11 protein-coding genes are annotated in these 11,457 nt (G+C 66.7%); 6 read left to right on the forward strand and 5 right to left on the reverse strand.

The annotated features are described in order from the left end of the window. The 4 genes from WKC72_RS02900 (at position 1) to WKC72_RS02915 (ending at position 3,394) form a co-directional block, all read left to right on the forward strand. Positions 1–1,458: a pyrrole-2-carboxylate monooxygenase subunit gene (locus WKC72_RS02900; protein WP_037236099.1), complete on the forward strand. Its 1,458-nt coding sequence runs from the start codon at positions 1–3 to the stop codon at positions 1,456–1,458. Between the two features lie 6 nt (positions 1,459–1,464). Next, the gene (locus WKC72_RS02905) at positions 1,465–1,812 is read left to right on the forward strand and encodes a cupin domain-containing protein (RefSeq protein WP_016884597.1); all 348 of its coding nucleotides are present in this window, start codon (positions 1,465–1,467) and stop codon (positions 1,810–1,812) included. Positions 1,813–1,819: 7 nt separating this feature from the next. Then, a complete protein-coding gene (locus WKC72_RS02910) occupies positions 1,820–2,344 on the forward strand; it encodes a flavin reductase family protein (RefSeq protein WP_112301482.1) in 525 nt (174 codons plus the stop codon). 354 nt (positions 2,345–2,698) lie between these two features. Further along, positions 2,699–3,394, forward strand: a complete 696-nt coding sequence (locus tag WKC72_RS02915) for a GntR family transcriptional regulator (protein ID WP_037236094.1) — start codon at positions 2,699–2,701, stop codon at positions 3,392–3,394. A 115-nt stretch (positions 3,395–3,509) separates the two neighbouring features. On the opposite strand, the gene WKC72_RS02920 is transcribed toward WKC72_RS02915, so the two are convergent. The 5 genes from WKC72_RS02920 to WKC72_RS02940 all read right to left on the reverse strand — a co-directional run bounded on the left by WKC72_RS02920 (position 3,510) and on the right by WKC72_RS02940 (position 9,457). Continuing rightward, positions 3,510–4,658, reverse strand: a complete 1,149-nt coding sequence (locus WKC72_RS02920) for an ABC transporter ATP-binding protein (protein WP_370181697.1) — start codon at positions 4,656–4,658, stop codon at positions 3,510–3,512. A 12-nt stretch (positions 4,659–4,670) separates the two neighbouring features. Further along, the gene (locus WKC72_RS02925) at positions 4,671–6,482 is read right to left on the reverse strand and encodes an iron ABC transporter permease (RefSeq protein WP_037236092.1); all 1,812 of its coding nucleotides are present in this window, start codon (positions 6,480–6,482) and stop codon (positions 4,671–4,673) included. Positions 6,483–6,548: 66 nt separating this feature from the next. After that, positions 6,549–7,613 (reverse strand): ABC transporter substrate-binding protein, encoded by a 1,065-nt coding sequence (locus tag WKC72_RS02930; RefSeq protein ID WP_245973390.1) that lies wholly within the window; start codon positions 7,611–7,613, stop codon positions 6,549–6,551. Positions 7,614–7,618: 5 nt separating this feature from the next. Beyond that, the gene (locus tag WKC72_RS02935; RefSeq protein WP_370181698.1) at positions 7,619–8,500 is read right to left on the reverse strand and encodes an amidohydrolase; all 882 of its coding nucleotides are present in this window, start codon (positions 8,498–8,500) and stop codon (positions 7,619–7,621) included. A gap of 51 nt (positions 8,501–8,551) precedes the next feature. Next, positions 8,552–9,457 carry a hypothetical protein gene (locus tag WKC72_RS02940; RefSeq protein ID WP_037236087.1) on the reverse strand — a complete coding sequence of 302 codons (906 nt, stop codon included), beginning with the start codon at positions 9,455–9,457 and terminating at the stop codon, positions 8,552–8,554. Between the two features lie 572 nt (positions 9,458–10,029). Here WKC72_RS02940 and WKC72_RS02945 point away from each other — a divergent pair. Both WKC72_RS02945 and WKC72_RS02950 read left to right on the forward strand, forming a co-directional pair. Next, positions 10,030–10,605 carry an SRPBCC family protein gene (locus WKC72_RS02945; RefSeq protein WP_037236084.1) on the forward strand — a complete coding sequence of 192 codons (576 nt, stop codon included), beginning with the start codon at positions 10,030–10,032 and terminating at the stop codon, positions 10,603–10,605. Beyond that, the gene (locus tag WKC72_RS02950) at positions 10,589–11,443 is read left to right on the forward strand and encodes an HpcH/HpaI aldolase/citrate lyase family protein (protein ID WP_037236080.1); all 855 of its coding nucleotides are present in this window, start codon (positions 10,589–10,591) and stop codon (positions 11,441–11,443) included. Before WKC72_RS02945 ends, WKC72_RS02950 begins: the two co-directional genes overlap by 17 nt. The last annotated feature ends 14 nt before the right edge of the window (positions 11,444–11,457 follow it).

The following is an 11,457-nucleotide window of genomic DNA, read 5'->3' on the forward strand; positions in this document are numbered from 1 at the left end:
ATGCGCACCGGAGCCGACTACCTGGCCTCCCTGAACGACGGGCGCGTAGTGCTCGTCGACGGGGAGAAGATCGACGACGTCACCACCCATCCGGCCTTCGCCCCCGTGACCCGGACGATCGCCGAGATGTTCGATCTGGCGGCGGACGAGGCCAACGGCATGCAGTACGTCGCACCCGAAACCGGGAAGGCGGCCAATCGGGTGTTCTCGATTCCCCGATCGCGGGAGGAGCTCGCGCAGCGGCGGGAGGCGATCGAGCGGTGGGCGAAGCACACGCACGGCTGGATCGGTCGTAGCCCCGATCATGTGGGGACGTTCCTCGCCGCGTTCGCAGCGCATCCCGAGGTGTTCGCGGCCGAGGGTGGGCACGACTTCGGGGCGAACGTGTCCGAGTTGTACCGGCGGCTGCTCGACGAGAACCTCTACGTCTCGTACGCGATCATCCCGCCGCAGGTCTCACGCGCGACGACGGCGTCCGGCTGGGAGGGTGAGTACCTGCAGGCCGGTGTGGTCGAGGAGACCCCCGAGGGTCTGGTCATCCGTGGTTCGCAGATGCTCGCCACCGGCGGGGCGATCGCCGACGAAATCTTCGTCTCGTGCATCAAGCCGCTCGGCCCGGACGACAAGGACTTCGCCGTCGGGTTCGTGGTCCCGACCAACGCTCCCGGTCTCAAGCAGTACGTTCGCCGCCCGTACATCCCGGCCGCGACGAGCTCGTTCGACTACCCACTGACCTGCCGCTACGACGAGCCCGACTCGCTCCTCGTCTTCGACGACGTCCTCGTGCCGTGGGATCGCGTGTTCGTGGACCGCGACACCACCGGTGTCCGCCGGCAGTTCTTCGAGACCGGCGCCCACGTTCTCGGCAACTGGCAGGCCCAGATCCGCTTCGCGACGAAGCTCGAATTCATTGCCGGCGTGGCGCGCCGGGTCACCCAGGTCAACGGGGTGGACAAGATCCCCAGCGTTCAGGAGAAGCTCGGCGAACTCGCCGCACTCGTCAGCGGGGTCCGTTCCGCGGTACTGGCCGCCGAGTACACCGCCGAGCCGGATTCGGCCGGGATGTGGCTGCCGGGCAGGCAGGCCCTGTACGGGTCGATGGGCCTGCAGTCGGAGATCTACCCGCGGGTGATCGCGATCCTGCGCGACCTCGTCGGCGGCGGTGTGCTGCAACTCCCGTCGAGCGTCAAGGACCTCACCAGCCCGCTGACGTCCCGGGACATCGAACACTACGTCCAGTCCCCCGGGGTGCCGTCCGAGGAGCGCGTCAAGCTCTTCAAACTGGCCTGGGACATCATCGGATCCGAATTCGCCGGACGACACCAGCAGTACGAGATGTTCTACGCCGGCGCCCCTTTCGTGGTGAAGGGTGCATACACGTACCGCAACTACGACTACGACAGCGCCGTCGCGGCTGTGCAGCAGTTCACCGACGGCTACAAAGCGGAAAGCGAGTAAACCCTCATGGCCAAGCCCGAATTCGAATTCTTCCCGGTCACCGACGTCGAGTGGACGGTATGTCCGGGTGACGATCCGAAGATCACCGAACGCATCCTCGCCAAGGACCCGGAAGGCAACGTCGCCACCCGGATCCTGCGCTACGAACCCGGCGCCGATTCCACTCCCATGGGCGTGCAGAAGCACGACTTCTGGGAGGAGGTCTACATCCTCGAGGGGTCGTTCACCGACCTGACCCTCGGCGAGACGTTCACCGCGGGAATGTACGCCTGCCGGCCGCCCGGCATGCCGCACGGCCCCTGGAGCACGGACGAGGGCGTCGTCACCTTCGAAGTCCGGTACCACAGTAAGTAGGCCCACGATGACCCTTCCGGCATTCCACGCCCCCACCCCGACGGACATGCGGCGAAGCATGGGCCGGTTCACCACCGGGGTCGCCGTCGTCAGCGCCGACGACGGCGACGGCGACCCCAGTGCCATGACGATCAGCTCCCTGACCTCGATCAGCCTGGACCCGGCGATCCTGCTCGTCTCGCTCACCCACGGCTCCCGCACCACCGAGGCCGTAGAAGCCGCGGGCTCGTTCGCCGTTTCCGTCCTCGGCTCCCGTCAGGAAGCTCTCGCCCGCCGCTTCGCCACGCGGGGCGGCGCCCGATTCGACGACCTGCCCTGCGATCGCAGCCGCTCGGGGCTGCCGCTGATCAAAGATGCTCTGGCCCAGCTCGAATGCAGGGTCCACAGCGCCCACGACATCGGCGACCACCGCGTCTTCTACGGCGAGGTCACCGACATGCGCTGCCGGGAGGGCACTGGCCTGGTGTTCTACTCGGGGCGGTTCGGCGACTTCCACGACTTCGGTCACGACGAGGTCCCCTGGTTGTTCTGATCCGGGCGGGCGTGCTCGCCGGCGCATCACTGACGGTGCGCCGGCGAGCACGTGCATCTCGCCGTCGGGCTTCTCGTCGGCCGGAGGGTGCACATTGTGTAACAATATGGAGGTCAGTCCGGACCAGATTGATGCAGAGAGGGATCGTCTTGCTGCCCCCTAACCCCGTTCACATCGAGCGCTCGATACGCAACGCGTAATGTTGTTGTACAACATTACGCGGGAGGCACAGATGACGACGCTGTCCATCGCTCCCGGCGACTCCCCCGTACCCGCCCCCTGCCCGCGGGTGACGAGCCCGGCTTCGCGGGGTACACCGCCCCTAGGATCCACGACTTCTCGAGGTGACACACCATGGTGCTAGCTACGGGCACGGGCCCGAGCAACGAGGGCGGCCCGGATTCGGGCGCCAACCGGACGTCGCAGGCGTACCACGATCTGCGTGCCTTGATCCTCTCCGGTCAATATGAACCGGACTCACGCCTCACCGAGTCGGAGCTCACCACGCAGCTCCAGGTTTCACGTGGGACGATCCGTTCGGTGCTGGCACGCCTCGCGCAGGAGGGCTATGTCACCGCCGAGGCGAACCGCAGCGCCCGCACCCGCTCGTTCTCGGTGGACGAGGCGATCGAGATACTGGAGACCCGCGCGGTGCTGGAGGCGGCGCTGGCGGCGAAGGCCGCCGAACGCGCCACCGATGCGGACATCGCCGCGATGACCGAAACCTGTAAGCGCATGTGGGACTGGCAGAAACCGGGCGGGCGCGAGGAATACTGGAACCTCAACCGCAGGTTCCACGAACAGGTCAAACGCGCGGCGCGGCAGTCCACGCTCACCAGGTTCGTCGACAGCCTGCTCTACCCGCTCGTCATGCAGCAGTACCGCGACGCGGACCGCGAGAAGCCGCGGACCGACTCCGTCAGGGAACACGAGGCCATCCTCGCCGCGATCGTCACCCACAACCCGGAGGCCGCCGCGGCGGCGATGCGACACCATCTGTCGTCGGCCCGGCGGGCACTTCTGTTGAAGTTCACCCCCTCGGCCGATTAGCCGGCGCCGCGAAGACCTCCAGGCGGCTCGTGGGTGCGTTGCGACACCCACGTCGCCCGGAGGTCCTCGTGCGCTCAGCCCAACACGTCGACAGCACTCTCACGAGTCATGGCCGCTAGGACCAGAGAGCGACCGTCCACGCCGGATCCAGGACAACGGTGACGTCGTCGCCCGGGCGTGCATCGAAGTGTGCATCGGCGTGTGCGCGAAGCGTGACGTCCCCGACGGTGACGACCATCTCCTGGCGGTCGCCGAGGTACTCGGCAGTCATGATGCGCCCCGGGAACCGGTTGGGGCCCTCGGCCTCCCGTGACGCAGTGATGACGCGGATGTTCTCGGGCCGGATGCACACGAATATTTCCTGGCCGGCAGTGGGCGGCGCCGGCGGGGTGGCGAATCTCTCGCACCGCACCACCCCGAGGGTCGTTTTGGCGTCGACCACGCGGTCACGGGAGCCGGCCGGCCGGTCGAGTACGCCGGGGATGAGGTTGGCGCTGCCGACGAAGTCGGCCACGAACCGCGTCGCCGGGGAGTCGTAGATCTCGCTCGGCGAACCGATCTGCTCGATCCGGCCACGGTTCATGACGACGATCGTGTCGGACATGGCGAGGGCCTCGCCCTGGTCGTGCGTCACGTAGATGGTGGTGACGCCGAACTTCTGCTGGAACGACCGCAGTTCGGTGCGCAGTTGTGAGCGCAGTTTGGCGTCCAGGTTGGACAGCGGTTCGTCGAGCAGCAGAACCTCCGGCTCGCACAGCAGAGCGCGAGCCAGCGCCAGCCGCTGCTGCTGGCCACCGCTGAGCTGGGTGGACCATCGGTCGGCGTACTCCGACAGCCCCACCTGTTCGAGCATTGTGAGGACACGCCGCTGCGTCTCGGGGCGGGGGTAGGTCTTTCGGCCGTATCGGAGCGGGAAGGCGGCGTTGTCGAACACCTTCATGTGGGGCCAGATTCCGTAGGACTGCGGCACCATGGCGATCGGCCGGGAGTCGGGAGGGACGTCGCGACCTGCCGCGGCGGAGAAGACGGCCTGCCCGTTCATCCAGATCTCGCCGCGATCAGCGGTCTCGAGTCCGGCGAGGCAGCGCAGCGTGGTCGTCTTGCCGCAGCCGCTGGGCCCGAGCAGGGTGAAGAAGCTGTTCTTCGGTACGGCGAAGCTGACATCGTCGATGACGCGGTTCACCTCGCCGCTGTCGTGGCGGGTGAATTGTTTCTGCAGACCGGAGATCTGTACGGAATGGTCGGTAGCAACGAGTTTCTGCATGTTCACGACACCTCAGATGTGTTTTTGGACGCCACGGCGGTTGACCCACCAGACGGAGACGGCGGAGAGGGCGAGCAGGAGAACTGCGAGGGCGCTGGCCTCGGGATAGTTCGCGCTCTCGCCGATCATGTCCCACAGCAGCACTACGACGGTGCGGTTGTCGGAGCTGGACAGCAGCAGCGCGATGGGGAGTTCGCCGAGGGAATGGGCGAACACCCACAGCCACGTGCTCGACACCGCGGGAGCGACGAGGGGGAAGATCACCCGGCGCAGCACGACACCCTTCGACGCACCGGAGACGCGTCCCACCTCTTCGAGTCCCTTGTCGAGTTGCAACAGTGCCGTCTGAATCATGCGTGACCCGCGCGGGACGTACCGGGTGGTGAACGCGATGATGATGATCCAGATCGTTCCGTAGATCGGGAAAGGCATGTACAGGTACAGGAACAGCACCGCCATTCCCAGTACCACGGCGGGGATGGCGAAGACCAGGAACGAGATATCGAACAGGGCCCGGCCGATGCGTCCGCCGCGGCTGGCGGCCAGCGCCAGCCACAGGGCGAACCCGGCGGTCAGCGTCGCCGTGATCAGGCTGATCACCAGGGTGTTGAGGACCGCTTGGCTCAAGCTCGGGTTGGTGAAGATCGCGGTGTAGTTGGCGAGGCTGAGCGCACCCAGATTGTCCAGGCTGATCGGCTGGAGGTACGGGGTCAGGCTCGTCCAGACCAGGGTCAGGATGGGCACGATGATCGCGACCAGCACGTAGAGAAAGACGGTGGCGAAGATCGGGATGCGCCAGCGTCCCAGCCGCACCGGCGTGGACCGGTATCCCTTGCCCCCCACCACCTGGAACCGGTGCGACTCGCGGGTCTGGCGTCGGTAGACGGCAATCATCACCAGGGACAGCAGGACCAGCATGATGCCGTACGCGCTGGCCTGGCCGTAGTTGGCGAGTCCCGACGGCGGCTGCAGGGAGGCCTGGATGAGGCTGCTGAACACGTAGATCTGGTCCGGCATTCCGAGGATGGCCGGGATCGCGAATTCCTCGAGCGCGATGACGACCAGCAGCATGCTGGCTGCGGTGATTCCCGGCATCGTCAGGGGCAGAACCACTTTGCGGGTTCGTGTCCACCATCCGGCGCCCGCTGTGGCCGCGGCCTCCTCGAACTCGAGGTTGAGCCGGGCGAACGTCGGCGCGAGCATGATGTACATCCCTGGCACGCCGAAGATTCCGGCAACCAGGATCATGCCCGGTAGCGAGTAGATGTCGATTGTGAACCCGAAGATCCGCTCGATGACGATGGCGATCGGGCCGTTGGTGGGGTTGGCCGCCAGCACCCAGGCCACCGCCATGACCGTGGCCGGCACGGCCATGGGGGCCAGAGTGCTCGGCGCGAGAAAGCGGCGTCCCGGAATGTCGGTGCGTTCGAACAGGTAGGCCAGGCTGACACTGATCACGAGAGCCAGGCCCACGGTGCCGACCACGAAGATCAACGAGTTGAGAGCGACTTCGACCAAGCGTTTCGAGGAGAAGATCGCGGTGAAGTTGGCAAGCGTGAACCCGGGGACCTGGAAGGGCAGCTTCGTCTCGCTGTCCTTGAGACTGCTGAACAACAGCATCCCCAGGGGGAAGAGCATGAGATAGGCGATGATCGCACCGATGGCGATGTTGACGCCGATCAGGACACGGTCCCGCCGATGCGGGTGTACGTCGGTGGGCTCAGGGCGGACGCCGGTTCGCTGTGGGCGAGGGCGGGTGCCGGTGGGCGGGCGTCCGCCGGTGGGCGGGCGTCCGCCGGTGGAGAGCGGGGTGCCGGACTGCATCGCTGAAGTCTCCAAAGGTGAGGGGATAAAGTCTTCTGCTGCCGGTCAGGGCAGCGGTGAGGGCCGTCAGTTGACGTCGGTGCCCAAGGCCTCTTCGACCTCGGGGAAGTATTCCGAGAACTGCTCGTACTGCTCGAGGTTGGTTTCGCCGAACCATTCGACGCCGGCGGCGCACAGGGCGCCGATGACACGGTTGGTTGCGGCGTCCGTGCAGTCGGTGTTGGTGGGGATGGCCGAGTTGTACGTGCCGACCAGGGCGGACTGTCCCTCTTCGGAGGCGAGGAAGGCGGTGAGCAGACGGCCCGCCGCCGGGTGCGGGGCTCCATCGGCCACGAACAGGTAGGACTTGTTGGCGTTCGTCGGGCCCACCGGTGCGACGGCGACCGGCGCACCCTTGCCCTGGTCCTCGAGCACGAGGTTGATCAGGTCGGTGCCGACCGGTGTCTGGCCGGAGACGATGAGCGTGTGGGCTTGCGTGGTGTTCTCGGTGTAGTGGGGATTCAGCTGAGCCAGCCGGGAGGCGTAATCGAGTCCGGCATCGGTGCCGAGGGCCGGATCCTGGGCCCATACGGTCATGAAGGACCCGCGCGACTCGACGCTGAGCTTTCCCCCATCCCAACGCGGATCGAGCAGCTCGTCCCAGCTCGTCGGGATATCGCCGGCGGCCAGAGCGTCGGTGTTGTACGCCCAGACCTTCGGTACGGCCCAGACGTAGACGAAGTCGCCGGCGAAGATCTGGTCGCTCGGCACCTCGTAGGACGCCCAGTCCACCTTCGCCGCCATAGACTGCGACGGCAACACCGTGAGCCCACCTGCGTTGGAGACATCGAAGGTCACGCGCTCCGCGGCCTGCTCCACATTGAGCTGGGTGACGAGGTCCGGAGCCTTCTTGTTCGTGTACCGGACTTCGATTCCGGGGTACTTCTTCTCGAAGGCGTCGATGGCCGGCTTCATCTGCGCCTCCGGCTTCGGCGCAAACCACACGACCTCACCTTCGGCCTTGGCCGCCTGGTACAGCTCGTCGAGATTCTTGGTGTCCGGAACGGCGGGAGGGCCGCCGCAGGCGGACAAGGCGACGGCAACGGCCATGACCGAGGCGGTCAAACAGAACTTGCGCCCAATTCGATTCATGGCAATCAACATTCCTTCGCGCCGGGAGTGACGGCAGGGGTGAGCCCGTACAGCCGGCCGGCGGTGCCACCGGCGATCAGTTCCAGCTGTGTGTCGTCGAGCGAGGGCAGTTGCTTCTCGATGAGATCGTGAAGTTCGGACAACGACCCGGCCGAGGCGGGGAAGTTCGAACCCCACATGACGTTGGCTGCGCCGAACTTCTCGATCAGCGTGCGGACCACCGGTGCCGCGGATCCGCTTTCGCGCTGTGCGCGCAGGACGGCCGGCGGCGTGAGCTTGATGAAGACCCGGCCCGTCTCCTCGAGCTGGGGAACTCCGGCGGCGCTCGAGTACGGCGCGTCGCCGTCCAGCTGGGGCCGTCCCGCGTGGTCGAGGATCGCGGTGAGTCCCGGGTACTGCTGGAGGAGCCCGGCGAGGATGGGGGCGTGCTTGGCGTGCATCTGGATGCAGACCGGCACCCGGCGGTCGGACAGGAACTGCCAGACCGGCGCCATGCGCTCGTCGTCGAGGCCGCGGCCGGGCGTCGGGACGGCGGTCGTCCCGTCGGCGGCGCGGATGCGGACTCCCGAGAAGCCCCGGTCGTCGATCCAGTGGTGGAGGTCGTCGACGACCTTCGGGGAGAGGAAGTCCACCGAGCAGACCCCGCTGAGGCGGTCGGCGTGCCTGGTGAGCTGATCGGCCACGTAGTTGTTGTCGAATCCGTAGACCGTGGAGGCCTGGACGACGACGAGGTGGTCGACGGCGGCAGCGTCGGCCGCGCGCAGGAGTCCGTCGATGTCGGTGGGCCGTTCCTGCGACCAGGTGGAGCGGTGGCCGCCGAGAGGATCTGCGGGGTAGGAATCGGTGTCGGGCGAAATGATGTGGGTGTGTGTGTCGACGGTGAACATCAATACCTCACGGCTGGTAGGTGGCGGGGGCAAGCGTGCGGGCGGGTGCGCTCATGCACGCTCACCGAGGTGCCGGGTGAAGTCGTCGAGGAGCTCGGCCACGGTCACCGGCGTGCGGATGACGTTCTGCTGCAAGGCGTAGTCGATCGCGATCTGCAGACCGGCGACGAGTTCGTCGGTCACCCCGAACCGGAGGGCGCGGACGCGCGGACCGGGCTCGGTGTCTGCCGCCTTGCGCGCCTCGATCTCGGCGCCGAAAGCCTGGTAGAGCGCTGAGACCGTCTGCGGCTCGGCTTCGAGGAGGTCGCGCCGGACGGTGAGCATGTGGTTGATCGGCACCGTCTGGTGCCGGGCGCCCCACGCCTCCTCGGCCTCGCGCCAGTTCGGGATGATCGGGACCAGCGGTCCCTGCGCGCCGTCGAGCGCCGGCGGACCGAGAACGGCGGCTACGACATCGCCGCGCTCGAGCACGTCGAGCACCTTGCCGGTCGTGCGTTCGACGTTCGGCGGCTCGACGTAACCGGCGACGTGCGGCTCCTCGGTGGTGACCCAGGTGACCTCCTTGGCGTCGACGCCGAACTCCTCGTGCAGGATGCCGCGGACCCACAGCCCGGTGGTCTGGCTGTAGGCACGGACGCCGACCCGTCGTCCTGCCAGGTCAGCCGGGCTGATCTCGGCCGAACCGGGCCAGCGGGTGAGCGAGTGGTGGTGGAAGTCGCCGCTCAGCACCACCGGCAGGAGTGCGATCGGGGCACCGGCCTCGCGGGCCTGCAGGAAGGTGGCGATGGCCAATTCGCTGACGTCGTACCGGAGTTCACGCACCATGGGAGCGAACGCCTTGTAGATCGGATCCGCTGCCGCGAGTTCGACGGCGCGCCCCCCGACAGTGAGTTCGGGATCGGTGAGGAACGCGGTGTGCGGGTAGGACTTCGCGGCGATGGACAAGGGCTGGGGCATGAAACGACTCCTCTGTTGCGTCCGAGCCCGGGGGGAGGGAGTGCACGGTGCCGGTGCACTGATGCTGATCCTCAACCGACGGGCGGACCACCAATATTGTCTTACGGTTTCGCCCAATTTACGCGTGTGGCGGGCCCAACACAAGGCCTTCTCGCGTGGATCGTCTAACAATTTTGCGCGACACTGCACCCGAGGAGCTACGACGACCCACTCCGCGACCGCGGCTCACGCCGACGCGCCGCTCCCACGGTCCGCCAAGACGTCTGTTCACAAGAATTGTTGTACAAAATTTCCTGTCAACATCGGGCGCGCTGCCCAAACTACTGATTTATACGTGGTTCTTGCCGACAACTGCGCCGCGCTGCTACTCTGTGCGAGAGAAAGTTGTTAAACAATCTGAGGCCGCGTCGCCAGGAGACTCGGAGACGCCAACGCACCCCTGCGGCCGGCCTGCACTCCGCCACCCAGCGGGGGCACCCGTGACATCAACTCGCTGATCGAGTCTCGCGAGTTCCCAAGCTCCACAACGAATCTGTGGAGGCTGTTCCAGATCGCCAAGCGAGGACACAGTTGTGATAAAGATCGACGAAGAGATCGCCGTACCCGCACCACCGGAACGGGTGTGGGAGGTCATTTCCGACCCCACTGAAGTGGTGTCGTGCATCAACGGAGCCGAACTCGGCCAGTTCCACGACGACGGCTCCTTCGACGGCACGCTGTTCGTGAAGTTCAGCGCGATCCGGGTGCGGTTCGGCGCCCGGATGTCGCTCGACCTCGACGAGCCCGAACGGGAGGGACGGCTTTCGGCACGCGGACGGGACGGACAAGGTGCGACCCGCTTCACTGCGCAGGCGACCTTCCGGATCACCGAGGACCACGCAGTCGGCGGCACGCGGATGCATGTGGCGGGTGAGGTGGCTCTCGCGGGAAAGCTCGCGTCGCTGATCGAAGCGGGCGCCGGAGCCGTGGTGTCCCGGATGACTCAGGACTTCACGGACGAACTGATTCGCCGGTGCGCCGGGGACACGGCGATCACACCACCGCCCAGCCGTCCGTCCGTGTGGGCACGCGTGCGCGCCTGGTGGCACAGGACCATTCACAAGCGACAGAGCGAGCAGATCGGAGTGGCAAGTGGCAAGACTCAATAGCGTGATCGGTGCGCTGGAATCGGGGCAGCACGCCTTCGCGGCGTTCGCGGCACCCGAACCGGCCGCGGCGCTGGACTTCGCGACGACCGACTACGACGGCCTGGTGTTCGAGTCCGAGCACAAGCCCTGGGACGCAACGACATTGCGGGACAGCCTGCAGTATCTGCTCAACCGGCGGCGGATATTCGAAGCCGGCACGCTCGCCCCCTCCCCCACCCCACTCGTCCGCGTCCCCGTCAACGGCGCCGAACACGGGCAGTGGCACGCGAAGCAGGCCCTCGACCTCGGAGCGTACGGAATCGTGTGGCCGCACATCAGCCGGGTCGAAGAGGCCCGCAACGCGGTCGCGGCATGCCGATACCCGCGGCTGCCCGGCGAGGACCGGTTCGACCCGCCGGGCCTGCGCGGCGACGCGCCGGCGGCCGCCGCACGGTACTGGGGCCTGTCGAACGATGAGTACTACGCCAAGGCCGACGTGTGGCCGCTCGCCCCGGACGGCGAGATTCTCGTCGTGATCCAGATCGAGGATCAACTCGGCATCGAGAACCTCCCGGCGATCCTCGACGAGGTGCCCGGCATCGGTCTCATCCTCATCGGCGAGGGCGATCTGAGCCAGGAACTGGGTGTGCCTCGCCAGCTCGACCACCCGCTGATGGTCGAGGCCAGGAGCCGGATCGTGAAGATCTGTCACGAACACGGTGTCGTGGTCGGCCACCCGCACGTGACCCCCAGCAACCTCGAGCAAGTGCTCGACGAGGGCTACCGCTTCCTCATGTCAGCGCCGGTGCGCAGCTACCCCGGCCTGGAACTGGGCCGCAAACTCACCGGTCGCTCCTGACCCCGAACACCTCA

The organism is Rhodococcus wratislaviensis (assembly GCF_041228765.1).
GTDB lineage: Bacteria > Actinomycetota > Actinomycetes > Mycobacteriales > Mycobacteriaceae > Rhodococcus_F > Rhodococcus_F wratislaviensis.

Coding starts and splice junctions, on each gene's coding strand:
- WKC72_RS02900 (WP_037236099.1), top strand. CDS start 1: ATGCGCACCGGAGCCGACTACCTGGCCTCCCTGAACGACGGGCGCGTA.
- WKC72_RS02905 (WP_016884597.1), top strand. CDS start 1,465: ATGGCCAAGCCCGAATTCGAATTCTTCCCGGTCACCGACGTCGAGTGG.
- WKC72_RS02910 (WP_112301482.1), top strand. CDS start 1,820: ATGACCCTTCCGGCATTCCACGCCCCCACCCCGACGGACATGCGGCGA.
- WKC72_RS02915 (WP_037236094.1), top strand. CDS start 2,699: ATGGTGCTAGCTACGGGCACGGGCCCGAGCAACGAGGGCGGCCCGGAT.
- WKC72_RS02920 (WP_370181697.1), bottom strand. CDS start 4,658: ATGCAGAAACTCGTTGCTACCGACCATTCCGTACAGATCTCCGGTCTG.
- WKC72_RS02925 (WP_037236092.1), bottom strand. CDS start 6,482: ATGCAGTCCGGCACCCCGCTCTCCACCGGCGGACGCCCGCCCACCGGC.
- WKC72_RS02930 (WP_245973390.1), bottom strand. CDS start 7,613: ATGAATCGAATTGGGCGCAAGTTCTGTTTGACCGCCTCGGTCATGGCC.
- WKC72_RS02935 (WP_370181698.1), bottom strand. CDS start 8,500: ATGTTCACCGTCGACACACACACCCACATCATTTCGCCCGACACCGAT.
- WKC72_RS02940 (WP_037236087.1), bottom strand. CDS start 9,457: ATGCCCCAGCCCTTGTCCATCGCCGCGAAGTCCTACCCGCACACCGCG.